Below are 26,379 nucleotides of genomic sequence, written 5' to 3' on the forward strand. Positions count from 1 at the left end.
CATCTCTAATTATACCCCTAGTTCCAAGGGATTGACGAAGTTTCAACTTAAAAAGCAAGATATCAATATCTGGGATAAAGTACCTTCCTTCAATCTGAACGAAATATGAGCTACAATATACAAGATGGAAGTGGTTTATATCTCAAATGAATTTTATAGATGAAAGAGGTAGGTAAGCATGGTTCGTTTTGGAGTAGTGGGTACCAACTGGATTACAGAAAGGCTTCTCGAAGCCGCAGCACAGGTTGATGGATTCAAGTTAACCGCCGTGTATTCAAGAACTGAAGATAAGGCTAATGCATTTGCAGATAAATATGATGTTGAACACCGCTTCACCGATCTGGAAGAGTTGGCAGCAAGTGATGTGATTGATGCAGTCTACATTGCCACACCAAATACGGTTCATGCAGAGCAGGCTGAGCTTTTTCTGAGAAACGGTAAACATGTATTGTGCGAGAAACCTCTGGCTGCAAATAGCGCCGAAGTTCGGAGCATAATCGATACAGCACGAGAACACGAGGTTCTGCTCATGGAAGCGATGAAATCGACCCTTGTTCCCCAGTTCAAAATGGTGCAGAAGAGCCTGCATAAAATCGGTCCTGTCCGCAAATATGTAGCAGGATACTCTCAGTATTCTTCGCGTTATGACAAGTACAAAGAGGGGATTGTCCTGAACGCGTTCAAGCCTGAACTCGCTAATGGGGCGTTAATGGATCTCGGTGTGTATTGTCTCTATCCATTGATTACGTTGTTCGGTGCACCTAATCGGGTTCAATCCCAAGCGATGATGCTGGAATCTGGTGTGGATGGACAAGGCAGTGTGCTACTGGATTATAATGGGATGGATGCGGTTGTTACATACTCCAAAATCTCCAATTCTCATGTACCAAGCGAAATTATGGGGGAACTGGGCAGCATCATCATTGACAAGATTGGCTCACCGGAACATGCAGAGATACGTTACAATGACGGTACGGTGGAGCAGCTCACAGTCGAACAAAACCATCCGGCGATGTATTATGAAGTGGAGGAGTTCGTGAATCTGGTTCAGGAAGGCAAAAAGGAGTCTGACATGAACACGTATGAACGCTCCTATGTTACGATGCAGGTCATGGATCAGATTCGGAAGCAGATTGGGCTTGTGTTCCCTAACGATTGATTCAAAAACAGGAAAGGTAGCTGAGACGAGATGAGCAGAGATGAGCAGAGCAACAAACCCTCCAATGATTCTGTTGGTTTGGAACTGACACAGATCGTTTTCATAGGAAGAACCTTCGAGGAATATATGAAGATGTTCAACCTGAATGTGGAGGAGATTAATGGCAAGTCCATTCTGGATTGTCCAGGTGGAGCGTGTTCATTCAGTAGCCATGCGCGCAAGTTGGGTGCAGACCCCATGGCCGTGGATATTGCCTACGAATATGAGATCGACGAGCTTGAAGTAAAGGGATTTCAGGACATTGAGCATACGATGAAACAGATGGAATCGGTGCAAAGCATATATGTGTGGGATCAATTTGGATCAATCCAGGGGTTAAAGGAAGAACGAACTCGTGCCATCACAGATTGCATCGCAGATATGAGAATGTTTCCTGACCATTATGTGGCGTCTGTGCTCCCGGATCTACCCTTTGCGGATGAACAATTCGATCTGACGTTATCCGCCCATTTCCTGTTTACGTATGCGGATCGATTGGATGTTGATTTTCATGTTGCAACCGTGATGGAACTACTGCGTGTGACCAAACGAGAGGTTCGCATTTTTCCAACAGTGGATCTGTCTGGCCAACGTTACAAACACATGGATGAGTTAAAATTAATACTCGAAGAGCGAGGGTACACGGTATCCGAAGAACCAACTTCATATGAGTTTCAACGGAACGCTCACACCATGCTTCACATTGTTAAACATAAACGAACAAGATAGGAGGTTTTTTGGATGAATAAAGTCCTTATACTTGGGGGTACACGTTTTTTCGGTAAACGTCTGGTGGATCACTTGCTGTGGGAAGGGAAGTCTCAGATCACAGTCGCCACTCGTGGTAAAACGGATGTTGACTTCGGACCCGAAGTAAATCGAATCAAGATGGATCGTGAAGACACGGAATCTCTGGCAGAGGTTGCGCAGACAGACATGTGGGATGTCGTGTACGACAATATCTGTTATTCCCCAGATGCGGCGAAAGCGGCATGTGAAGCTTTTGCAGGACGCACCAAAAGATACGTTCTGACATCCACACTCTCGGTGTACGGTGATCCCAAACCTGGATTTAAGGAAACGGATTTTGACCCGTATACATATCCATTACAGTATGGGAGTGCGGAGGATTTTTCGTATGGAGAAGGCAAACGGCTTGCAGAGGCTGTATTTTTCCAAGTAGCGGATTTCCCGGTTGTAGCGATGCGCATTCCCATTGTACTCGGGATTGATGATTATACGAGAAGACTCCATTTTCATATTGAACATGTGCAAAAAGGAAAACCGATCGGCATGCCAAATCCGGATGCGGAGATTGGATTTATCAATTCCACTGAAGCGGCAAGATTTCTCGCTTGGCTTGGACATTCGTCCATTACCGGTCCAGTGAATGCAGCTTCCAAGGGTGCAATTACGCTGTCAGCCATGATACATCTGATCGAGACGGTCACGGGCATGCAGTCCCAGATCCTCATGGAAACGGTGAAAGAAGATATGTCACCCTTCGGCGTTGAGGAATCATGGACGATGGTGACGACCAAGGCAGAACAAGCGGGATATACGTTCGAACCTCTGATGGACTGGTTCCCGGGACTCGTTCGTGAGGTTGCTCTCGCATTACAGTCGGAGCGGTAGAATATCGGCTCGGATGGAACCAAAATGAAACTGAATGAATCTGACGAACCAACCGGTTCGGACGAATTGGGTCATTCCAACGTATGAACATCAAACAGGGTGCAACCAGAGTGAAGTCTCCGGTGCACCCTGTTCATGTTGTACATTTTTTCGAATTGGAACGGGAGCTAATCTAGATAGGTGGGACTAATCATTTACACGATAATATTTAGTCAACTCTGGTGCTTAACTCTATTTTTGCTCACGTGGAGCAGTAGCTGAAGCCCGTATGCGCAGTTCTGATGGTAGAATGACGGTTTGGGCTTCGGAAGGGGCCTTGCCCTCAATCCGGTCAATCAGCATCTGTACACCCTGAAACCCAAAGTCATATGCTGGCTGTGCTGCTACAGTCAGGAAAGGATCAAAAGCAGAAGCCAGATCCAGATCGTCGAAGCATACGACAGAGATGTCTTCTGGCACACGTAGTCCTCGTTTGCGCAAAAGCCGGATGACCCCAATCGCCAGCATGTTGTTGGCGGCAAAAATGGCTGTTGGTTTCTCCGGTTGTGAGAGTAGTTGATCCAGTCCCTCTTCATCGCTGAAATCCCGGTACCCGGTTCGAAGCACAAGTTCGGGATCGATATCAACTCCGACCTCACGCATACCCTCTATATAACCTTCCTCCCGCAGTCTGGCGGTAGAAACCTCTGAAGAACCATTGACCAGTGCAATGCGCCGGTGCCCCAATTGCACCAGATATCGGATCAGTTCAATCGCACCTTCCCGGCTATCTCCGGCAATGACATCTGACGTAATGCCAGGGACGGTTCGGTCTAGAAAGACAAACGGAATGTGACGTTCCTGCAACTGTTTCAGATGAGTGAGAGAACGATCTCCTGCAGGGGCAAAGAGTACACCATCGACGCGAGTTGACAGAATTGCATCCACGTAGTCCTTTTCCTTATGGTAATCCTCGTCACTATTGCCGAATAAAAGACGGTACCCACGAAGATGGGCTGCATCTTCAGCACCGCGGGCGAGTGTTGTATAAAAAGGGTTGGTAATATCCGTAATAAGCAGCGAGAGCATCTGGGTTCGCTGAAGCACAAGACTGCGTGCATTGGAGTTCGGGATGTAACCCAGTTCGTCGATCACCTGTTGCACACGTTCGCGTGTCGCGGAACTTATGCGGCCTGTATGATTAATGACTTTGGAGACCGTCATGGCGGAGACGTTGGCTTTTTTGGCAATATCGTAAATGGTAATCATTAGAATCTAACCTTTCCGCAACATAGTCTTACCATTCTATAGGATAATGCCAATTGACAGCAAGATAGGCTCATGCTATGTTAGGGTTACCGATAACCCTAAAGGGTTCTGAACGTCTTTACTACATAAACCATTTCGTTGAATTCGCTCATGCACGTTCCATTTTCTTGAAAAGAGGAACTACATACAAGGCTGATTAATGAAATGGTTTATTGGTATTTTTTTTAAATATGTAAACGCATTCAATTTCAAGTAATGCTCTTGATAATCTGTGTATGCAGCTCTTGCGTGCCACCCGGGTATCGGTTGTATTTCCGTCATTATCTCATTCCAATCACTACATATGGATCAGACAGAAGGTTTCTCAATTCAACCCAAATAATTCTATGAAACGAATTGAAGGAGGACATTCCAGTATGACACATCAGGATTATCGTTATAAACAGGCTTTCCCCAAGATTGGTATTCGTCCCACGATTGATGGAAGACGCAAGGGTGTTCGGGAGTCACTGGAAGAGCAGACGATGCGGATGGCGACATCCGTTGCCGAGCTGCTTGCAGCCGAACTGCGTTATCCTGACGGGTCCGCGGTGGAATGTGTTGTGGCCGAGACTTGTATTGGCGGAGTGGCCGAAGCGGCCGCAGCATCAGAACTATTCAGCCGTTCCAACGTGGGCGTAACGATCACCGTGACACCGTGCTGGTGTTATGGTACGGAAACGATGGATATGTCACCATCCACTCCAACAGCTATCTGGGGTTTTAACGGGACTGAACGTCCGGGTGCAGTCTATCTGGCAGCGGTACTCTCTGCCCATGCACAGAAGGGGATTCCGGCCTTTGGGATCTATGGAGAGGATGTGCAGGACGGCGGGGATACAACCATTCCCGATGACGTGCGTGAGAAATTACTCCGGTTCAGCCGTGCGGGTCTGGCAGCCGCTACCTTGAAAGGGCAAGCGTATCTATCCATTGGATCGGTATCCATGGGGATTGCAGGTTCGATTGTGAACGATTCATTTTTCCAAGAGTATCTGGGCATGCGCAACGAATATGTGGATATGAGCGAGCTCACTCGTCGTATTGAAGAAGAAATCTACGATCCTGAGGAGTATAAGCTCGCACTGGCCTGGGTGAAGGAGAATTGTAGCGAAGGTCCGGACAACAACGCTGCCCATCTGCAAACGGATCGCAAACGCAAAGAGTACGAATGGGAGACCGTTGTGAAAATGACCCAAATTGTGCGTGACTTGATGGCGGGCAATCCAAGATTGGCAGAGCTTGGTTTTACAGAGGAATCGATGGGTCACCACGCGATTGTATCCGGCTTTCAGGGACAACGGCAGTGGACGGATCATTCTCCGAACGGAGATTTTCTGGAGTCGATATTAAATTCTTCCTTTGACTGGAATGGCAAACGTGCGCCTTATCTGGTTGCAACGGAGAATGACAGCCTAAATGGGGTATCGATGTTATTCGGTTCGCTGCTGACACATACGGCACAGATCTTTGCTGATGTGCGCACGTATTGGAGTCCGGATTCGGTACAGCGTGTGACGGGGCACCAGTTGGAAGGAAACGCGAAGGATGGCATTTTGCATCTGATTAACTCCGGTTCCGCAGCCTTGGATGGCACCGGACAACAGTCCAGAGATGGGAAGCCTGTGCTCAAGCCATTCTGGGAAATTACAGATGAGGAAGTACAGGACTGCCTAAAAGCAACATCCTGGAGACCGGCATCCGTAGAATATTTCCGCGGGGGCGGCTATTCAGCGGATTTCCTGACCAAAGGTGGCATGCCTGTAACGATGACACGTCTGAATCTGGTCAAAGGACTGGGACCAGTGCTGCAAATCGCTCAGGGTTACACGGTCGATCTGCCTGAAGATGTGCATGATACGCTGGATCAGCGGACAGACCCTACCTGGCCATCCACCTGGTTTGCACCTGTTCTAACCGGATCGGGAGCGTTTACTTCCGTATACGAGGTCATGAATCAATGGGGCGCTAACCATGGCTCCATCTCGTATGGACACATCGGTGCTGATCTGATTACGCTGGCTTCCATGCTGCGCATTCCGGTAAATATGCATAATGTACCTGAATCGGAGATTTTCCGTCCGCGTGCATGGGGCTTATTCGGCACAAGTGAACCGGAGAGCGCAGACTACCGTGCTTGCAGTGTATTTGGCCCGTTATATCGCTAAAATAAAGTTCCATTCCTGTCAAACGCCATGTTCCTTATGAATTGAAGGTAACATGGCGTTCTCTTGAAAGCTGCGTTCAGAACTCGAATACGGCTTATCGCGTAGAGTTAAGGAGGCTTGAAAAAATGGGCGATCAAGCAACACATGTGCTTGCTGCCGATTACGGCGCTGGGAGTGGACGCGTAGTCCGGGGTTCTTTTGATGGAAGCAGACTCTCGTTACAAGAAGTTCATCGATTCAACAACGTACCCGTGCAGCTGGGCGATGGATTGTATTGGGATTTCTTGCGACTTTTTCATGAATTAAAACAAGGCATTGTGAAAGGGACGCAAGGCATCTCTCCAACGGTCCGTTCTATAGCTGTGGATACGTGGGGAGTGGACTATGGACTGGTAGATGGGGCGGGAAGATTATGCTCGAATCCACGTCACTATCGGGAGGCACGCAATGCGCAGTGGATGGAAGAAGTTCTGCACCTTGTGAAAGAAGAAGAACTGTACGCCATGTCCGGCGTTCTGCCGCAGCAAATCAATACGGTATTCCAATTGCTAGGCAGTGTGCGAGAGCATGTCGAAGGTTTGCGTCCGGATGTACGCATGTTATTTATGCCGGATTTGTTTCACTATTATCTATCCGGTCAGCAGGCTTGTGAGTATACGATTGCAAGTACCAGTGGACTGTTGCATGCAGGTGAGGCGCGTTGGAATGAACATCTGATCGGGCGTCTCGGTATACCGGAAACATTATTTCCAAAACTCGTTCAACCGGGTACCGTGCTGGGCGATTTAACAAATGAGTTGTGCGCCGAGTTACGGACTGGACCGATGCAGGTAGTCTCTGTAGGCTCACATGATACGGCATCTGCCCTGGCAGCAATCCCTGCGAATGATTCGGATTTCGCTTTTATCAGCTGTGGCACCTGGTCTCTGATGGGGGTGGAGCGTGATACACCTGTATTGGATGATCGAAGTCGTGCACGGGGATTCACGAATGAAGGGACGGTAAGTGGAAAAGTACGCACCCTGAAAAATCGTTCAGGCTTGTGGCTGCTACAGGAATGCAAACGGCAATGGGAGCGGGAGAATCAACTTTTTACACATGAAGAACTGATTCAATTGGCTGCCTTGGCAACGCCGCATCAAAGTTATGTATCGCCGGGAGATGGCGTGTATTTGGCGCCAGGGAATATGGCTGAACGAATACGGCAACAATGCAGTCTCACCGGACAGACAGTGCCCGAAACGACTGGAGCGATTGTACGCTGCATTCTGGAAAGTCTTGCACTGGAATTCAGACAGACGCTGGATGAAATGCAGTTGATTACAGGTACAAGACCTCGTGTCATTCATATGGTTGGTGGTGGTGTACACAATCGACTATTATGCCAGTTTACAGCCAATGCAGCCGGTGTCCCGGTGGTGGCAGGCCCGGCAGAGGCGACTTCAGCCGGGAATTGCATGCTGCAATTCCTTGCGCATGGAGAAGTGAGTAGCTTGGCCGAGGTACGGGAGGTCATGGCTGCTTCCTTTTCCCCCGAGACCTATGAGCCTGAGGATACAGAGCTGTGGCAGGAAGCTTATGAAAACTACCAAAGTCTGAATCAAATCAAAAGGTAATGAACAGATTTAATGCAATGAGCATGGACGCAAAATGCTAAAAAGAAAAGTATGAGGAGTGGAGAAAACATGTCTGAACAGCAAATAAGGGAAGAGTTGACGAAATATGCCCGCAGAGCAGTTGCCCAAGGGTTGGTGGTAGGACCCGGTGGGAATCTGAGCGCTCGCTCTGGGGGAACGATGTTATTGTCTCCGAGTGGTTATGCACTTGAGGATCTGGAGCCTGACGAATGGATCGCCATTGATATCGAGACAGGAGAGACTCGTGCGGGAACAACACGCCCTTCTTCCGAAGTTTTGATGCATCTGTACAGTTATCGTGTGAATCCTGATATCCAAGCCATTGTGCATACGCATCCGGCCTATACGATTGCACTTAGTCTTGTTTTCGATGAATTGCCACACTTGTTCCCTGATCAGTCGGCTTTGGTGGGCGATATCGGGTTCGTTCCATATGTTCTGCCAACGACGAAACTACTTGCCGATGCAGTCTCAGCAAAGGTAGAAGAACATACGGCACTCATTCTCGTCAATCACGGATTGGTCACAACGGGTAAAAACCTCCGCGAAGCCTATTATCGCACCCAGGTAGTGGAAGAAAGCGCGAAGGTATATATGATCGCAAAAGCAGCCGGGGAACCCAAAGTGCTTACTGCCGAAGAATATAAGGAAATTCAATCGCTTGAAAGTGAAGCCTACCGTGTGCAGTTATTGCAACAACTCAAGTCCTGAGACCTTATTTGTTCATTTGTGAGTGTGTTCATGGTTCAAAATATTACTACCTTAAGGGCAGTTTGCATCCTCCGGCTAAACGTTGGAATAAAGGATGTGAAATGCTCTTTTTTAATGTCGAATTAGAAAACGTAATATTAAAGCGGAAGTGAATAATTCGTACTAATTTGATGAGATTTGTTGAAACTGAGATGGCTTGAAGTTATACTATCGTTAATCATCAATGAGTAACAACTAAAAGCATAATAAATAACAATTAAGTATTTAAGAGGGGGGTGAATGCAGTGGGTCCTGAGCTAAACGAAATGGAGCTGGAATACGAACTGCTGAAGCAGCTTCGAGACGCCAGCGCTCCCATCGGGGCCAGTACGTTGGTTCATACTTTGGGCAAAACGTATGGTCTGAGTCAGGCAACCATCGGAAGAAGACTTATGGAGATGGATGTTGAAGGTTTTACAGTTCTGGAAGGCCGCAAGGGAAGGACTTTGACCGAACAGGGTCTGGATCGAATAAATATATTAGAAAGAGAGTTGCAGCAAAAAAGCGTGAATTCACAGTTAATTCAGATGCTGAATCATTCCGGGGAAAAGGCTCTAGTGGATGTTCTCGTTGCCAGAAGGGCACTTGAGCGGGAGATTGCTTCTCTGGCAGCACAGCGTGCATCGAAAGAATACATATTACTGTTGCAAGCATCGATTGTGAACCAGCATGAATTGCTTTCCAAGAATATTATACCATACGAACAGGACCGGGAGTTTCACAGATTGCTGGCTTATGCTGCGCAAAACCAAATTCTTCTGCACGCGGTTGAACTGGTATGGGAGACAAGCCGTGATTTTCTGGAGACAGCATATATTCGCCGGAGAGTAGGAAGTGAATTAGTTGTGGACCATCAGCAGATTCTGGATGCTATTGTAGCCGGCTCTCCAGAGCAGGCTGAAGCGGCGATGGTGAACCATATTAACCAAATGATTAATGATGTCAAACGTTATTTCGCCATGCAAAACCAATAAAACACCTTTGAACGAAACCCGGTGTTAAAGGAGTTGAGCTTGTGGACACACTCTATCGTTTAGGTATAGATATCGGAGGTACTTTCACGGATGCACTGGTGATGGACCATCAGAACAGGGTGATTGCGGCGCTGAAGACGCCATCGATTGCAGCAGCTCCAGAACAGGCGATTTTCAACGTACTTGATCAACTCAAGGCGAATGGCGTGAACATTCGTGAGATTGATCTATTTGTGCATGGAACAACACTTGGCGTCAACACGTTAATCGAACGAAATGGTGCCGTTACAGGCCTGTTGGTCACTAAAGGATTCCGCGATATTCTTGAAATCCGGCGGTTGCGACTTGAGGATACAACCAATCTGTACGGTGACAAGACAGATCCTTTAGTACCGAGACATCGCGTTAAGGAAGTTGATGAACGTGTGATTGCGAGTGGGAGGATACTCCAGCCACTGAATCAAGAACAGCTGTTGCAAGCGGTGCATGAGCTGGTGGAGGATGGCGTTACAGCTTTGGCCATCAGTTTTTTACATGCTTATGTGAATCCTGCTCATGAGCAGCTTGCGGAAGATCTGATCAGGGAACGTTATCCGCAACTGTTTCTCAGCCGAAGCAGCGCCATCTGGCCACAACAGCGTGAGTTCGAACGAACACTCGCAACGGCGATGAACGCTTATGTAGGTGAACGGATGGGGTCTTACTTCCTGCGTCTGCAAAAAGGGATTCAGGCATATGGCCTCAAAGCCAACTTGCTGTCCACCATGTCCAACGGTGGAATCATGACAGCTGCCAGAGCGGCTAATGAGCCGGTACGCACGCTTCTATCCGGGCCAGCTTCCGGCGTAATCGCCGCGACCCATATCGCTGAACGAGCTGGGATTCATCAGGTCATCACATTTGACATGGGCGGGACAAGCGTTGACGTTGCTCTCATTGACAAAGAACCAACCTATTCATCCGAGAACAAGGTTGGTGATTTTCCTGTCATTATTCCTGCTGTTGATGTAACGGCTATAGGAGCAGGTGGTGGTTCAATTGCCTGGCTTGATTCCGTAGGCGTACTCAAGGTTGGACCACGTAGCGCAGGAGCCAACCCGGGTCCGGCCTGCTATCAGCGCGGGGGAGAAGAGCCGACAACCACAGATGCCTATCTACAGCTCGGTATCTTGCATGCTGATCGTTTCCTTGGTGGACAAATGCGTCTGTATCCCGAACTTGCAGAGCGTGCTCTATCCAATCTGGGAGAGAAGCTTGGACTGAATGCTGAACATACCGCACAAGCCATTCTCGATGTGGCAACCGCCAATATGTATGCCCAGTTTTCTCCCCTAATGGCTCGCAAGGGTGTTGATCCCCGCGATTTTACGTTGCTCGCATATGGTGGAGCTGGCCCGATGCATGCTTTTCTGATGGCACGTGAGGTAGGCATTGGCAGAGTGCTGATCCCGCCATCTCCGGGAACGCTGTGTGCCATGGGCTGCACGGTTGCCAATCTTCGCAATGATTTCGTTTATACGTTACATAAAAGCACCCAGACTTTGGTGTCTGGCGAATTAGGTTCTCTTTTCGCTGAACTGGAAAACCAGGGACGTAGCTGGGTCGATGAGGAAGCGCGAGGGGGTGTCAAGCTGGACAATATCTATTGCCTATACAGTGCGGATATGCGCTATGAAGGACAAGCATTTGATCTTGAGGTCACGCTGACATTGGAAGAAATTGAAGACCCTAAAAAGGCAGGAATGAAATTCCATTCATCTTACCAAAACGTGTTTGGCATTAGTCAGCCAGAGGAAGAGGTTATGTTTGTAAGTCTCCGAGCGACCATTGTTGGTGTTTTGCCTACTCATAACACGGTAGTTCCAGTAAATTTGCCATTCGATGAGAGTGAGGCGGAAGAACGGATCATTACCTTTGACCATGTACAGCAGACAGCTAAGGTACTTAAAAGGAGACAGATTCCAATGGTGGATGCTCCCATTCCCGGGCCTATTATTGTGGAGGAATATGATACAACGATCTTTATCCCGCCTGGATTTAAGGTATACCAGGATGCCCACGGGAACGTGATTGGGGAGGTGGAAGCATGATCGGTGACAAGGTCTTTCTTGAGATTTTTAACAACCGGATTCAAGCCGCCGTGGAAGAAATGGCGAATGTCGTTCTGCGCACAGGATTCACCGCTTTTGTCAAAGAAACGGGCGATTTTGGAACCTACCTCTTATCTCCATCCGGAGAAACGTTCGGCTCGCCGCTGGAGACAGGCTACAATCTGTCCCTGGGCATTCCTGCTGCTGCGACCATTAACAGTATAGAAGACTGGAAGGAAGGGGATCTCGTCATATGTAATGATCCTTATTCCACCAAAGGCATGGTCACACACCTTCCAGACATTCATCTCATCAAGCCTTATTTTCACGAAGGGCGAATTATTGCATATGGCATGTGCTTTGTTCATTCTTCTGACGTGGGTGGCAAGGTACCGGGGAGTGTATCTCCCAGCGCCTACGATATTCATATGGAAGGCATTCGGATTGCACCAGTCAAGCTATATGAAGCTGGTGTTCTGAACGAGCAGATCCTGCGCATGTTTCTGGACAACAGCCGAATTCCGGAACAAAATCTTGGTGATCTCAAAGCGCTTATGGCTGCCTTAAATCGGGGAGAGCAGCGGCTTCAGGAACTTATTGCACGTTATGGCGTGGAAAAAATTCAGCAGGGTATCGAACATTTGTTGAAGTACGCCGAGCTGAAGGCCCGTGCCATCGTGCAGGATATTCCGGATGGTTCCTATGACTTCTGGGACTACCTGGAGAAGGGGCCCGGAGGATATCCCATCCGGTTGCGATGCAAAATGACGATCGCGGGCAGTGACATTCATCTGGACTTTAGCGGCACCGATCCTCAGGTCAGGGCTTCATTCAATATTCCTACCCACAATCAACAGGGACATTACATGCTGGTACCCGCACTCATTCGTTATTTCCGTACACTCGATCCGAACATTCCGTGGAATTCGGGCATGATTCGCATGGTGCGAAATAACGCACCGCCTGCTTCTGTACTCAACCCTGAGCCGATGGCAGCTGTTGGGGCACGTGCCGCGACCTTTATTCGGCTGATGGACGTAATCACGGGAGCCCTGGGCAAAGCTCAGGGCAATATGGTCCCCGCGGCAGGAGCTGGACAAGCCTGCATTGTCATGATGGCGATGACAGATGCATCCGATGGCAAGAAAAAGGTGGGCGTAATTCAGCCGATCTGCGGAGGTTCGGGAGCTAGGCCGATGAAAGACGGGATTGACGGCATGGATTTTGCGGTCGGTCATCTACGGAATATTCCTGCGGAAACGGTTGAATCCGAGATGCCTGTGTTAATCGAGCATTATGGTCTTCGTGCCGACTCGGCAGGTGCAGGAACCTTCCGGGGTGGAAGCGGGATTGACCTGTGTGTCAGAATTCTAACACCGGATACTGTGATGACGGCCAGAAACATGGAGCGTATGGAGTTTCAGCCGTGGGGCAGGCTCGGTGGCGGCGTAGGTTCACATGGAGAAGCGATTTTAAATGCTGGGCGTGCAAGTGAGCATCATCTGGGAAGAATTGATGAGCTGTTACTTCAGCCTGGAGAAACGGTTACGTTCCTTTCACAAGGCGGAGGCGGATATGGCGATCCGTATGAACGTGATTCTCGTCTGGTTCTGGAAGATGTAAGAAGAGGGCTGGTATCCACGGATAAAGCTCTTGAGTTATACGGTGTTGTGATTGACGGCCTGGAGCTAAACGAGAGCGATACCGAACAAATGCGAGCCAAGCGAGCACGTCAGCAAGAGGAGTTCGCCTATGGCAAGGCGCGGGAACAATTTGAAGACATATGGAGCGATGAGATGCAGGTAACGCTGAATCAGGCATTGCTGAATGCTCCGCTTGCACTGAGAGACTACCTGAAACGTCAGACCATGGGCATTGTAGAGGAGAAACGTAAGGAATCCCTAACTGTAGATCCACGGGAGATCTCAGACATTATGGAAGGGATACGCCAGCAAATAGGGTTGAATTGATCAAGTGTATGGAGGATATCTAGTTCCGTCTTATCGATAAAACCGTAAAACCAACTACATGGATGGGGGAAATTGCATGTTTAAATCAAACAAAAAACGCTTTCTCAGCCTCGCCTCACTGACACTGGCCGGTACATTGGTGCTTTCCGCTTGTGGTGGAGCCGGTAACTCAAGTAATACTGCCGGAGAGAGTGATTCTTCAGGAGTAGTCGCAGACAAAGTTAAGCTGACGATGTTTATCTGGGCCGGTTCCAATCAGGATGTTGTTCCTAAAGAAGTGGTTGCCGAGTATGTGAAAGAACATCCCAACGTTGAAGTCACTTTTGAGGAGTCCTCCAATTCGGTAATGTATCCAAAGATGGTGGCAGGCAAGCAGGCTAATGCCAACAATCCGGTCGTCAACTTCGGTTATTTCAATGCAGATGCGACGGCTAAAGGTTTGAACGATGACATGTGGGAGCCATTAGATACAAGCATCGTAACCAATATCAAGGATATCCCGGAGTCCTTCCACAAGCCAGACAATAAAGGTGTGGTCTGGGGCGTTTCGAGCTTCGCCCTGGTATATAACAAAGACCTGGTAAAAACGCCGCCTACCAGCTGGAACGATCTATGGGATAACGAGGAGTTCAAAGGAAAAACTGCGCTCTGGGACTACATGTTCTATTCCTATATCTCCCCGCTTATTGCTACCAAAGGTCAAGAAATTGGCGCATCCTATGAAAATCCCGAGCCAGCCTTCCAGTTCTGGGCAGATCGCAGTGACCAGATTGGCACATTGGTTTCATCCAATGATCAGCTGAAGGCACTGCTGGAGTCAGGTGATGCGCTCATTGCCCCATTCAGTGCACAGGTTGCACAGACATGGATTGATGGCGGTTCTCCACTGGCCGTAGCATATCCGAGCGAAGGTGCCATCTCCTTCCCGTACACATTTCAGGTAGTGAAAGGCTCAACACCTGAGCAGGCACGTGTTGCAAACGAAATCATTAACGAATTGTTGAGCGCAGAGGCGCTGTCACAATACGCGGAAGCAACGGGTACGCCGGTAACCAGTACGACAGCTGCAGTTCCGGACAAGTACAAGGATGATCCTTCCTTCTCCGTCGAAACGCAAAGTAACGGCATTAATCCAGACTGGGATGTGCTTGCACAGAACAGCTCTTCCTGGAAGGAACTATGGGACCGACTCGTGAAAACAAAGCTTCAATAAAAGGATTGTTGCCAGGCACAAAACGATTCCGGGTTCTGTTCTGAACCCGGAATCGATGGGAGGGAATCAGAGATGAGCAGCGGACAAGAGACCATATCCATTGAAACAAGGGAAGTCACGAAGAGTTATGGTGAGCGAGCGGCCGTTGATCAAGTAACATTCCAAGTGAAAAAGGGAGAATTCGTTTCCTTGCTTGGTCCGAGTGGCTGTGGCAAAACCACATTGCTTCGAATGCTTGGCGGACTTGAGCAACCGGATCAGGGCAACATTATGCTGGGAGGTCGGGATGTTACCGGCATTCCGGCTTATGGACGTAATAGCAATATGATTTTTCAGCAGCTTGCGTTGTTCCCTCATATGGATGTATTCAACAACATTGCCTATGGACTAAAGGTGAAGAAGCTACCAAAAGCCGATATCCAACGGCAGGTAGGTGAAATACTTGATCTGGTCCAACTCGGAGACTATGGCAGGCGTGCTGTATCCGAGCTGTCCGGGGGGCAGGCCCAACGCGTCGCCATTGCTCGCGCACTGATCAACAGGCCCGAAGTGCTGCTACTTGATGAACCTCTCTCGGCATTGGACATGCAGCTGCGTCTAGATATGCAGCGTGAACTGAAACGCATCCAGCGTGAGTTCGGCGGAACGTTTATCTTTGTAACGCATGATCAGAGCGAAGCCATGAACATGTCTGACCGAATTGGCGTCATGCGCGCCGGAAAGCTGCTGCAATACGCAACCCCTGATGAAATCTATGAAAGACCGGCCGATAGTTTCGTAGCCAAGTTCATTGGAGACACCAACCTCTTTGAGACGAAAGTGTTAGGAGATGATATCAATGGAATTCGGGTAGAATGTTTTGGCAATTCATTGCTGGTGAAAGTCAGTGATGGCAATGCCGTACCGAAAGTGGGAGCACGACATTCCTTATCGATCCGCAATGAGTATATTCGACTTGGAGAAGATGCAACTCATTGCCTAAACAAGCTGGATGGACACGTGATTGAAGCGGTCTATGGCGGAGCAAATATTCGATACAGTGTGCAGATTGCTGAAGGTTTTCTAGTTCAGGCCAGTGTGCTGCATCAGCGGGGAGCTTCACGTTATAGTCCAGGTGAGCCAATACTAATTGGCTTTTACCCAGAGGACGCACTCTTGTTGTCCGAACCCATTGATGACCGTGTACAGGGGGCAAGAATATGAACCGGATCGCGGAACAGATCGTGAATCTGTATTCCTTTGGAAACCGCACATGGGTAACCCGGTTGCTGCTTCTGTTGCCTGCGCTTGCTCTGATGGGCATCGTTTATCTGGGCGGATTGCTGATCTTTGGCAGATATAGCTTTGATATGTATGAGAATGGAAAGCTTATTCGGGGCTGGGATTTAGGCGCTTATCGTGCTTTTCTGTCCGACCCTTATTACTGGAAGCTGATTGGGACAACGTTTCGCATTGCCTTCAAGGTTACGCTATGGAGTCTTCTGCTTGCATATCCGCTGGCCTATTGCATAGCCGGTCTAAAGAAGCCTGGCATGAAGCAAATGTTGCTGCTGCTCACGTTCCTACCGCTACTGGTCAGTGCGGTTGTACGTTCTTATGGATGGCAGCTGTTGCTGTCCAAACAGGGTTTCATGAACTGGCTGTTCATCCGTCTAGGGCTAACCGAGGAAGGATTCAGCATGATATATAACGAGACAGGTGTTGTCGTGGCCCTTGTCCATATTTTCCTGCCATTTATGGTCTTCCCGATTCTGAATGTGTTGTCCCAAAGTGACGCTTCTCTAAAGGCAGCTGCTCAGGATCTGGGGGCGGGCAGCTGGAGAACATTCCTGACCATTACCCTGCCTTTATCGGCAAGAGGTATAGCAAGCGGGGTACAGATTGTGTTCACGTTATGCCTCACCGCGTTCACCACACCTCAACTGATCGGTGGGGGAAGAGTCATGACACTTCCGGTGTTTATATACCAGCGAACCTTGGACACGAACTGGCCGATGGCTGCGGTTGCTAGCCTGTTCTTACTTGTGTCTTCCATTGTTGTCTCGTTACTTGTGAATAAAGGAGCAGAAATGTTGATGTTCCGTCGTTCCCGTAAGGGAGGTCAGGCATATGGTTAAGTCGAACAGGGGCACCAAGCTGATGCTCTATATCTTTGTGGGTGCCGTAGCGATTTATTTGCTGTTGCCACTGCTGATGATTATGTTGACATCTGTAGGCTCAGGTTCAGCCAGCAAATTTCCGCCAGAAGGTCTCACCTTGAAATGGTACGCCAATCTAAGTGAGCAGACCCAGTTTCTCGATGCATTCAAGAACAGTCTCATTGCTTCGACAGGGGCGGTTCTGCTGGCTTTGATTACAGGTACACTTTCAGCGCTAGCAATCGTGCAATACCCTTTCCCGGGCTCGGGTATCTTAAGGGCATTTTTTGTGTCTCCGATGGTTATGCCAAAGATTACACTGGGTATCGCCTACCTGATTTTATTCTCAAAAATGCATATTGCCGGCGGACTGTTTGCGCTTATTTTGGGTGAAGCGGTCATTGTGCTTCCATTTGTGCTCACTATTGTGGGCAGTGCGTTAGCTAATCTGCACCCGGCTCATCGTGAAGCTGCCGCGGACCTTGGCGCAGGGCCGATGCGCATTTTTTTCACAATTACGCTGCCACAGCTCCGACTATCCCTGCTTCTGTCAGGGTCAATCGCTTTTGTCTTCACTTTCGATCAGGTTGAGGCTGCACTGCTGTTGCTCCGTCAGGATAGCTACACGTTGCCAATACAGCTATTCCTGTATATGGAGAAATGGCAGGACCCAACAATTGCTGTTGTGTCTGTCGTTCTGATCGGGTTTGCGCTGGCTCTGTTTATGACGATTAAACTAGTGCTGCGCTCTGTACCAGGACTTGAAAGTTTGTTTGGTCGCAGGAAAACAAAAGGAGGTCTGGATCAAAATGAATAATTCACAGCATCTATCCCATAGCTCAGGTCTGAATCGGGATCGGGCGGAAGAAGTGATGAAAGCGCAGGGACTAAGTGCCCTGATCGCAACTACTCCGGAGAACATACACTATGTCATCGGGTCCCAACTGCGTGCAAGCAACTGGACCATGCAGATTTATGCGGTTCTGCCTGCCGACAGATCTGCTAAGCCGTGTATCATCATTCCAACGAATCGGTTGGGCGTTGTAGCCCAGTTTGGTATCACGGGGGTGGATATATTTGCCTATAGTGATTTCTTCGTAGAAGGTTCGATCGAAGGCAAACCTTCCACTGACGACATTGATCTCTTTCATTCTCTCCTGCAGACGACGGTTATTCATCCAGGTCCTGTTGAAGCACTCAAATCTGCATTAAATCAGCTTGAGATCGAAGATCAGCCGATTGGAATCGATGAGATGCGGATTGCTCCCGATATTCTGACGAGAATCAAGGAGGAGGCTCCTGACAGACCGGTAATTCCCGCATATAAGTTGTTCCGAGAAATCCGTCTGGTCAAGACACCTTTTGAAATCGAGCAACTGCGTCAGGCTGCCCAATTAAATGAACGGATTGAGCAGGAACTCATTGACCTGATTGCCGCAGGTGTTCATGAGAAGCAACTTGCTGATCATTATCGTCTGGCTGTGATGCGAGCAGGTGGAACTCCGGCAATGACAGCGGTAGGGGCAGGGCCACGCAGTGCGTTGCCACTCATCGAAAATTATTTTCATACGATTGAGGTTGGAGATCAGGTCCGTTTCGACCTCTGCCTACAGCTGGAAGGATACTGGGGAGATACGGGCCGCACGGTTGTTGCAGGGGAGCCTACCGCCTGGATGAAAAAGCATTTTGATGCAGTCAAAAGTGGATGGGAGACGGCACTTGAAACCGTGCGCCCTGGCGTCAAGGCGTCGGAAGTATTCCATGCGGCAGTATCTCGCGTACAGCGTGAAGGGATTCCACATTACCGACGTCAGCATGTCGGACATGCTATCGGGTTGGAACTGTACGACGATATAACCCTCTCCCCGGTTGACCAGCGGATACTGGAGCCCGGTATGGTGTTATGTGTTGAGGTACCATATTACGAGCTAGGTGCTGGTGGATTCCAAATCGAGGATACAATAGTCGTAACGCCAGATGGTTATGAGTTTCTGACCCATATGGAGCGGAAACTGTTCACCAAATAACGATAAATGGGAGGCTTCACTGACCGGCGATCAGGCCACAGTCGATCCAAGAAGCTTTCTTACTGAGAAAGTTGGAACATCCATGATTCAGCAGGGAACGAAGACGTTTCGTAACATTAGCCTTGCACTGTTCGCTGGAGGTTTTGTCACTTTTGCTTTGCTCTACAGCCTCCAGCCCCTGATGCCTGAGATTAGCGACGCATTCTCCATTACGCCGGCACACGCCAGTCTTACGTTATCGGTTACAACGATCGCCATGGCACTGACGATGCTGTTCATCGGGTCCTTGTCTGATTCTGTGGGCCGACGCTTTATTATGACAACGGCACTGGTGATATCTTCTGTTATTGCTTTGCTGAGCGCATTCAGCCCGGGTTATACGGAGCTTCTTCTGCTTCGTATTCTCCAGGGTGTGGCACTCGCGGGGTTGCCAGCGATAGCCATGACATATCTGTCAGAAGAAATTGAGCCTAGAAGTCTTGGTTATGCTATGGGCCTATATATCAGCGGCAATTCAATAGGTGGCATGGCCGGCCGTTTCATCAGCGGTGTGGTGACAGATTGGTTCAGTTGGCGCGCTGCTGTGGGTTTCATTGGTATTCTTGGACTGTGTGCAGCCGTTATTTTTTGGTTTGTCATTCCGCCATCCCGTCATTTTGTCAAAGCTGCACCTGGATTCAAAAATCCAATACCTCTTTTGTGGTCACAATGTGGCAATCCAAGGCTGTTATGCCTGTATGGACTCGGTTTTCTCCTGATGGGGGGATTCGTGACCCTGTTCAACTATATCGGTTTTGAATTAACGGGTGAACCCTATCATCTTAGCCAGTCTATCGTTGGAAGTCTTTTTGTGGTATATCTGATGGGCACGGTAAGCAGCACCTGGATGGGCCGACTGGCAGATCGTTACGGCAGATCACATGTGCTTGGAATTGCGCTGGGCATTATTCTGGCGGGTGCAGTCTGTACCGTTCATCCAGCGCTTTGGGTCAAGATTATCGGACTCGCTCTGTTTGCCTTTGGTTTCTTTGGCGGCCATTCGATCGCAAGCAGTTGGGTTGGACTCGTGGCCAATCAGCACAAATCCCAGGCTAATGCGTTGTATTTGTTTTTCTACTACCTTGGTTCCAGCGTAAGTGGAACAGGAGGCGGACTGCTTTACAGTCATCTTGGATGGATAGGCATTGTGGGTTTGATTGGTGTGTATGTTTTGATCGGTTTTGTCTTGTGTAATTTGCTTGTTCACAGGTTAAAGGGACAGGTTACATAAAGCAACTTTTTACGACAGCTATTGCATATCCTGAAATACCGAGTATAATACTTGGTAAATGGACGAAAAGGGGATGCAATAAACGATGAAAACACATGCTGAATTGAACTCACTTCTTGTTGACGATTATCTGGATCTCCTGAACATTGCGAAACAGCTGGGTGATGACGAATGGAAAGATGCTATTCTGCAAGCATTGAAGGAAGAAGTCGATGCCAATCATCATCTGGATTCCAAAGAGGTAAGACAGGATTTATGGATTCAATTTGAAGGCATTAATGAACAAATGCATGATCTGTTAATGCAACTGAAGCATGCCGACAGTCCTGAGGAGAAAGAGCAGATTATTGAAATGATCTGGGGATTGAAAGTAGACCGTCATGCGATCACACGTAAACTTGAAACCATGAGCCGTGCCAGCGCTGGACATCAATAAGCTCTAGGTTGATTATACATTGAAAACCCGCGTGTTTTCCTGGGAATATCTCCGGGACGCACGCGGGTTTTGTTTATGTTTTGATTGTTTTACTACACTTTAAGTGAGTGTTCAAAAAGGTCGGTTTTCAGTACCGAGAAGATGGGATGAAGCTAGAAATGGAGTAGCGGAGCGTAGGGTGCTACGTGAGCAACGGATATTTCGGGTGAATCCCATATTCGATGCTGATGATGCCCTAGGCATAATTCGTAATCAAAAGCGGACTTTTTGAACTACCTTTTTAAAACTGTTTTGCGACAGTGCGTGCTTGCTCTATAGCTTGTTGCTTAATCTCATCTGCACGATCTTTATACTGATTATGCCCCTCTACAAAAATGCCATCAAGCTTCGGCACACCGAGGAATGACATGATAATGCTTAAGTAACGATGACCGGATTCCATCTGAGCCGCTGGGCCTTCGGAATAAATACCACCGCGAGCCTGAATATGCAACGCTTTTTTGTCAGACAACAGTCCAACAGGACCTTGTTCGGTATAACGAAATGTTTTGCCAGCTACGCAGATCGAGTCCACATAAGCCTTCAGAATAGGAGGGAACGAGAAGTTCCACATCGGTGTTACAAAAACATATTTATCTGCTGCGGCAAATTGATCCGACAGTTCATTCAAACGACTTACTTTGGTCTGCTCTTCAGCAGTCAGATCACTGCCCGATTGCAGTTTGCCCCAACCACTAAAGACATCCGCATCGATATGCGGAATATCCGAACGATACAGATCGAGGTGAACAACCTCATCAGAAGGGTGACTTTCACGATACGCATCAATAAACGCTTTGCCTGTAGCCATGCTGAAGGAGGTTTCGTGATCATGAGGATGGGCAGTAATATACAATAAGGTAGACATGTTGTTCTTCCTCTCTGTGCGATTAATGGGGTGAAGCGATCTTGGCAATGATGAAGCGACCGCAGTAGTATGCATCGTTTCCCCTGTTTTATACGTCAGAAAGGGATATGAATGGATTGATCATGATACTGAATTGGATGCTATGTAGTGACCAGATACTCAATCCATGTATAATATACAGGACGAGTATTTATTTTCCAAAGACAATAGGATGAGTGAGATGAGCGCACATGGGAATGGACCTGGAGAAGCAACGATTAAGCATTGAAGCAGCGAAATTGTATTATCAGTCCGATTATAGCCAGCAGGATATTGCCGCAAGGTTGGGTGTGTCGCGTCCAACCGTATCAAGGTTACTTCAGTACGCCAAAGATCGTGGATATGTCCGGATTGAAATTATGGACCCGCTGGAGGATATCGACATCATTGCCGGAGAACTTAAGTCAAAATATGATCTGGATACGGCACTTGTGTGTTTTGCCCCGTTGAAGAGTGATGAGGAAATACAGAAGCATATCAGCAAACGAGCAGCGGATTATCTTCAAGAGACGGTTCAGGATGCAGATATTATCGGGGTGACTTGGGGAACAACCATGCATGCTGTAGCACGCCAACTTCGTCCCAAGCAGGTCAAGGGTGTCGAAGTCGTGCAATTGAAGGGGGGCGTAAGCCACTCCCATGTCAATACGTATGCCGCTGAGATTGTTCATTTGTTCGCTGAGGCATTCCATACGGTACCAAGGTATCTGCCGCTGCCTGTTATTTTCGACAACATTGAAGTGAAAAACATGGTGGAAGCGGATCGGCATATAGGTAGAATCGTGGAACTTGGCAGACAGGCCAACATTGCTTTGTTTACTGTGGGTACTGTGAAAGAAGATGCATTATTGTTCAGGCTCGGTTACTTCAATGAAGAAGAGCAACAATTGCTGATGAACTCCGGTGCAGGTGACATTTGTTCACGCTTTTTCGACGCGGAAGGTCAGTTGATTAGTGAAGAGATTAACAGCAGAACCGTTGGAATTGATCTAGCCGAGTTGAGAAATAAGGAAAAATCAATTCTTGTTGCCGGGGGACAACGCAAAATTGAAGCCATTCACGCCGCGCTCAAAGGTCATTACGCAAATATTCTGGTCACGGACCAGTACACAGCGCAGGCATTACTTCGATTTTAATTTCAAATTTAATTTCAATTGGATATGGTTGACAACATCTGCCACACAAAAGGGGCGGATGTTTTGCTTTTTTAGGAAGAAAATATAACGAAGAAAGAAATACAAGTGTAACTGTGAACAAAAGTTCAAGTTGATTTTTACATATGTTCATGTTAGTGTAAGGGTATAGAAAATAACTAGTTCAGATAAGGGAGAGATTCAATTGACTACACCACAATTAGCTAAAATGATCGACCATACGTTGCTTCGTGCGGACGCAACGCAAAGTGAAATGGCCAAGTTAACCGAAGAAGCAAAGCAATATCAGTTTGCTTCCGTATGTGTTAACCCAGGCTGGGTTGCTTATGCTGCTGAGCAGTTGCAGGGTTCTGGCGTAGATATCTGCACCGTTATTGGTTTCCCTCTGGGAGCATCTACATCGGAGACAAAAGCTTTCGAAACGAAAGATGCGATTGCTAAAGGTGCAACTGAAGTCGATATGGTCATCAACATCAGTGCTTTGAAAGATGGCAAAGATGATTTCGTTGAACAAGATATCCGTGCTGTTGTTGAAGCGGCTGCGGGTAAAGCTTTGGTGAAAGTTATTATTGAAACTTGTCTGTTGACGGATGAAGAGAAAGTACGTGCTTGTCAGGCAGCTGTGCGAGCTGGAGCTGATTTTGTTAAAACTTCTACAGGTTTCTCCACAGGTGGAGCAACGCCAGAAGATATCGCTTTGATGCGTCGTACTGTAGGTCCTGATATTGGCGTTAAAGCTTCCGGTGGCGTACGTAGTCTGGAAGATATGCAAAAAATGATCGAAGCGGGTGCGACTCGGATCGGTGCAAGCTCTGGCGTGAAGATTATGCAGGGCGAACAGTCTTCATCGTCTTATTAAGCAAAAGATCTTATCAAGAAAAGGCTTAATAACTAAAAGTAATATTATATTCTCTGTACTTGGACGTTTGACTCAGGTACAGGGAATACAAATTACACTTATATTTTAATTAACGGAACTTATTGTAAGCGCTTCATAAGTTTTCTGAAAGATTACTGATAAGAATGCTTAAGAGCCCTTTGAGCTGAATTTCCACATCCGGCTTAACTACCTTCAAAGGAGAGATCAAATGAAATTTCTAATTGCCATTATCGGCTTACTCGTTGTTTTTGGACTGGCTTATATCGCAAGCAACGGCAAAAAACAGATACGTTACCGGCCACTGGCTATCATGATTGTTTTGCAAGTTATACTAGCTTATGCTCTGTTGAATACAGGAGTGGGTACTTTTTTAATTGGCGGTTTCGCGACTGTATTTAAAAGTTTACTCGACTATGCGAATGAAGGTATCGCATTTGTATTTGGGGGTTTAACTACCGTAGGTGCAGAGAGCGGGGGGGCGCCATTTTTCCTCAGCGTATTGATGCCGATTGTTGTCATCTCGGCACTCATTGGGATATTGCAGTATATCCGAATCTTGCCTTTTGTTATAAAATATATTGGTCTGGTATTAAGCAAAATCAACGGAATGGGCAAACTGGAATCATATAACGCGGTTGCTTCGGCTGTATTGGGGCAATCTGAAGTGTTCATTTCTGTGAAAAAACAAATTGGGTTGTTGCCAAAACATCGGCTGTACACCTTGTGTGCCTCGGCGATGTCCACGGTCTCGATGTCCATTGTTGGTGCTTATATGACCATGATCGAGCCCAAATATGTGGTTACAGCTCTTGTACTGAACCTGTTTGGCGGTTTTATCATTGCTTCGATCGTTAACCCTTATCGGGTGACGGAAGAAGAAGATATATTGGAAGTGCAGGATGAAGAGAAACAATCGTTCTTCGAAATGCTCGGCGAGTACATCCTGGATGGATTCAAAGTTGCTATCATCGTAGCTGCGATGTTAATCGGTTTTGTTGCCTTGATTGCACTTGTTAACGGAGTTTTCAGCTCGGTGCTTGGCATTTCGTTCCAAGAGCTACTCGGTTATGTGTTTGCACCATTTGCCTTCATCATGGGTGTTCCATGGAAAGAAGCGATTCAGGCAGGAAGTATTATGGCAACCAAAATGGTATCCAACGAATTCGTCGCTATGCTTAATCTGAAGGAGACTGCAATGTCTGCCAGAACAACGGGTATCGTATCCGTCTTCCTCGTGTCGTTCGCCAACTTCTCCTCCATCGGTATCATTGCAGGTGCGGTGAAGGGACTCCATGAGAAGCAAGGTAATGTGGTCGCCCGCTTCGGTCTGAAGCTGCTTTACGGTGCATCGCTCGTCAGCGTGCTGTCAGCGATTATTACTGGACTGTTCTTGTAAGCTGGATTATTTGGAAGGAGTGCTTAAAGTTATGTCAACTTTTAAAAGAGTACATCTGATTGTTATGGATTCTGTAGGGATCGGCGAAGCGCCGGATGCAGCAGAATTTGATGATTTTGATGTAGATACCTTCGGTCACATTGCACGTGAACGCGGAGGTCTGAAAATGCCTCACATGGCCAGTCTCGGACTGTCCAACATCAAAGAAATTGAGGGTGTCCCTGTAGCGGATACACCTAAAGCGTATTACACCAAGATGCAGGAAGCATCTAGAGGCAAAGACACCATGACAGGTCACTGGGAGCTGATGGGTCTTTACATTGATACACCTTTCCGTGTGTTCGAGAATGGTTTTCCCGATGAGTTGATTCAGCGTATTGAAGAGAAAACGGGCCGCAAAGTAATTGGTAACAAACCGGCCAGCGGCACGGAAATTCTGGATGAGCTGGGTGCGGAGCATGTTGAAACTGGCGCGCTCATCGTATATACATCCGCGGATTCGGTTCTGCAAATTGCAGCACATGAGGATGTTGTACCATTGAAAGAGCTGTATGAGATCTGTGAGTTCTGCCGTGAAATTACACTTGAAGATCCGTACATGCTCGGCCGCATTATTGCACGTCCATTCGTAGGTGAGAACGGTGACTGGAAACGTACTGCGAATCGTCATGACTATGCACTTAAACCTTTTGGTCGTACGGTGATGAATGAACTGCAAGATGGCGGATTTGATGTGATTGCCCTGGGTAAAATCGCGGACATCTACGATGGTGAAGGTGTGACCAAAGCTGTTCGTACCGTCTCTAACATGGACGGCATGGACAAGTTGTCCCAAACGATGGATGAAGAGTTCACTGGACTCAGCTTCCTGAACCTGGTTGATTTTGATGCCTTGTACGGTCACCGTCGTGATCCGCAAGGTTATGCTCAGGCGCTTGAAGACTATGATGCAAGGCTGCCAGAGATTTTTGCCAAAATGACCAACGATGACCTGCTGCTGATTACAGCTGACCATGGTAACGATCCAACTTACCGTGGTACAGACCATACACGTGAATATGTACCGCTGCTTGCCTACTCTCCGCGCTTCAGCGAGGGCAAACAGCTTGCTCTGCGCAGCACATTTGCTGACCTTGGCGCAACTGTAGCCGAGAACTTTGGAGTGAAAATGCCGGAATACGGCACCAGCTTCCTTAAAGATTTGAAATAG

General features: G+C 47.9%; 22 protein-coding genes. 20 read left to right on the top strand and 2 right to left on the bottom strand.

The genetic code is table 11. The features are described 5' to 3' along the window. Positions 1 to 178 precede the first annotated feature (178 nt). The 3 genes from IFU39_RS02910 to IFU39_RS02920 are packed head-to-tail and all read left to right on the top strand — an operon-like array spanning position 179 to position 2,833. Entirely contained in the window at positions 179 to 1,159 is a 981-nt protein-coding gene (locus IFU39_RS02910; RefSeq protein ID WP_192131174.1) for a Gfo/Idh/MocA family protein, read from the top strand. Between the two features lie 30 nt (positions 1,160 to 1,189). Beyond that, positions 1,190 to 1,927 (top strand): SAM-dependent methyltransferase, encoded by a 738-nt coding sequence (locus IFU39_RS02915; protein WP_192131176.1) that lies wholly within the window; start codon positions 1,190 to 1,192, stop codon positions 1,925 to 1,927. A gap of 12 nt (positions 1,928 to 1,939) precedes the next feature. Next, positions 1,940 to 2,833 carry an NAD-dependent epimerase/dehydratase family protein gene (locus IFU39_RS02920; RefSeq protein ID WP_192131178.1) on the top strand — a complete coding sequence of 298 codons (894 nt, stop codon included), beginning with the start codon at positions 1,940 to 1,942 and terminating at the stop codon, positions 2,831 to 2,833. Between the two features lie 231 nt (positions 2,834 to 3,064). Here IFU39_RS02920 and IFU39_RS02925 read toward each other — a convergent pair whose 3' ends face one another. Beyond that, positions 3,065 to 4,081 (bottom strand): LacI family DNA-binding transcriptional regulator, encoded by a 1,017-nt coding sequence (locus tag IFU39_RS02925; RefSeq protein ID WP_192131180.1) that lies wholly within the window; start codon positions 4,079 to 4,081, stop codon positions 3,065 to 3,067. A 416-nt stretch (positions 4,082 to 4,497) separates the two neighbouring features. Here IFU39_RS02925 and IFU39_RS02930 point away from each other — a divergent pair, with 416 nt between their 5' ends. The 13 genes from IFU39_RS02930 (at position 4,498) to IFU39_RS02990 (ending at position 20,793) form a co-directional block, all read left to right on the top strand. Beyond that, complete coding sequence (locus IFU39_RS02930) at positions 4,498 to 6,288, top strand: L-fucose isomerase (RefSeq protein WP_091019487.1); 1,791 nt, start codon at positions 4,498 to 4,500, stop codon at positions 6,286 to 6,288. Positions 6,289 to 6,413: 125 nt separating this feature from the next. Then, on the top strand, positions 6,414 to 7,904 hold the full coding sequence (locus tag IFU39_RS02935) for a rhamnulokinase (protein WP_105599051.1): 1,491 nt from the start codon (positions 6,414 to 6,416) through the stop codon (positions 7,902 to 7,904). Between the two features lie 69 nt (positions 7,905 to 7,973). Next, entirely contained in the window at positions 7,974 to 8,636 is a 663-nt protein-coding gene (locus IFU39_RS02940; protein ID WP_091019484.1) for a class II aldolase/adducin family protein, read from the top strand. Between the two features lie 284 nt (positions 8,637 to 8,920). Continuing rightward, positions 8,921 to 9,649, top strand: coding sequence for an FCD domain-containing protein (locus IFU39_RS02945; RefSeq protein WP_223199720.1), 729 nt, complete (start codon positions 8,921 to 8,923; stop codon positions 9,647 to 9,649). Between the two features lie 41 nt (positions 9,650 to 9,690). Continuing rightward, positions 9,691 to 11,739 carry a hydantoinase/oxoprolinase family protein gene (locus IFU39_RS02950; protein ID WP_192131182.1) on the top strand — a complete coding sequence of 683 codons (2,049 nt, stop codon included), beginning with the start codon at positions 9,691 to 9,693 and terminating at the stop codon, positions 11,737 to 11,739. After that, positions 11,736 to 13,709, top strand: a complete 1,974-nt coding sequence (locus IFU39_RS02955; RefSeq protein WP_192131184.1) for a hydantoinase B/oxoprolinase family protein — start codon at positions 11,736 to 11,738, stop codon at positions 13,707 to 13,709. The genes IFU39_RS02950 and IFU39_RS02955 overlap by 4 nt, the downstream gene beginning before the upstream one ends. Before the next feature lie 76 nt (positions 13,710 to 13,785). After that, a complete protein-coding gene (locus IFU39_RS02960) occupies positions 13,786 to 14,922 on the top strand; it encodes an ABC transporter substrate-binding protein (protein ID WP_192131186.1) in 1,137 nt (378 codons plus the stop codon). A gap of 72 nt (positions 14,923 to 14,994) precedes the next feature. Beyond that, positions 14,995 to 16,125 (top strand): ABC transporter ATP-binding protein, encoded by a 1,131-nt coding sequence (locus IFU39_RS02965; protein WP_091019478.1) that lies wholly within the window; start codon positions 14,995 to 14,997, stop codon positions 16,123 to 16,125. Beyond that, positions 16,122 to 17,039, top strand: a complete 918-nt coding sequence (locus tag IFU39_RS02970; protein WP_091019477.1) for an ABC transporter permease — start codon at positions 16,122 to 16,124, stop codon at positions 17,037 to 17,039. The genes IFU39_RS02965 and IFU39_RS02970 overlap by 4 nt, the downstream gene beginning before the upstream one ends. Beyond that, entirely contained in the window at positions 17,032 to 17,877 is an 846-nt protein-coding gene (locus IFU39_RS02975; protein ID WP_192131188.1) for an ABC transporter permease, read from the top strand. Before IFU39_RS02970 ends, IFU39_RS02975 begins: the two co-directional genes overlap by 8 nt. Then, positions 17,870 to 19,087 (top strand): M24 family metallopeptidase, encoded by a 1,218-nt coding sequence (locus tag IFU39_RS02980; protein WP_192131190.1) that lies wholly within the window; start codon positions 17,870 to 17,872, stop codon positions 19,085 to 19,087. The genes IFU39_RS02975 and IFU39_RS02980 overlap by 8 nt, the downstream gene beginning before the upstream one ends. Before the next feature lie 82 nt (positions 19,088 to 19,169). Continuing rightward, complete coding sequence (locus IFU39_RS02985; RefSeq protein WP_091019472.1) at positions 19,170 to 20,357, top strand: MFS transporter; 1,188 nt, start codon at positions 19,170 to 19,172, stop codon at positions 20,355 to 20,357. 85 nt (positions 20,358 to 20,442) lie between these two features. After that, positions 20,443 to 20,793: a hypothetical protein gene (locus IFU39_RS02990; protein WP_036613800.1), complete on the top strand. Its 351-nt coding sequence runs from the start codon at positions 20,443 to 20,445 to the stop codon at positions 20,791 to 20,793. Positions 20,794 to 21,073: 280 nt separating this feature from the next. On the opposite strand, the gene IFU39_RS02995 is transcribed toward IFU39_RS02990, so the two are convergent. After that, positions 21,074 to 21,700, bottom strand: a complete 627-nt coding sequence (locus IFU39_RS02995; RefSeq protein WP_091019470.1) for an FMN-dependent NADH-azoreductase — start codon at positions 21,698 to 21,700, stop codon at positions 21,074 to 21,076. A gap of 236 nt (positions 21,701 to 21,936) precedes the next feature. Between IFU39_RS02995 and IFU39_RS03000 the strand changes: the two genes are divergently transcribed. The 4 genes from IFU39_RS03000 (at position 21,937) to deoB (ending at position 26,379) form a co-directional block, all read left to right on the top strand. Next, complete coding sequence (locus IFU39_RS03000) at positions 21,937 to 22,875, top strand: sugar-binding transcriptional regulator (RefSeq protein ID WP_062836066.1); 939 nt, start codon at positions 21,937 to 21,939, stop codon at positions 22,873 to 22,875. A 226-nt stretch (positions 22,876 to 23,101) separates the two neighbouring features. Next, positions 23,102 to 23,752 carry a deoxyribose-phosphate aldolase gene (deoC, locus tag IFU39_RS03005; RefSeq protein WP_192131950.1) on the top strand — a complete coding sequence of 217 codons (651 nt, stop codon included), beginning with the start codon at positions 23,102 to 23,104 and terminating at the stop codon, positions 23,750 to 23,752. Positions 23,753 to 23,981: 229 nt separating this feature from the next. Continuing rightward, positions 23,982 to 25,169, top strand: a complete 1,188-nt coding sequence (locus IFU39_RS03010) for a NupC/NupG family nucleoside CNT transporter (protein WP_192131191.1) — start codon at positions 23,982 to 23,984, stop codon at positions 25,167 to 25,169. 31 nt (positions 25,170 to 25,200) lie between these two features. Then, positions 25,201 to 26,379 carry a phosphopentomutase gene (gene deoB / locus IFU39_RS03015; protein ID WP_192131194.1) on the top strand — a complete coding sequence of 393 codons (1,179 nt, stop codon included), beginning with the start codon at positions 25,201 to 25,203 and terminating at the stop codon, positions 26,377 to 26,379.

The sequence above is a fragment of the Paenibacillus sp. CFBP 13594 genome (assembly GCF_014842675.1).
Classification (GTDB): domain Bacteria; phylum Bacillota; class Bacilli; order Paenibacillales; family Paenibacillaceae; genus Paenibacillus; species Paenibacillus amylolyticus_B.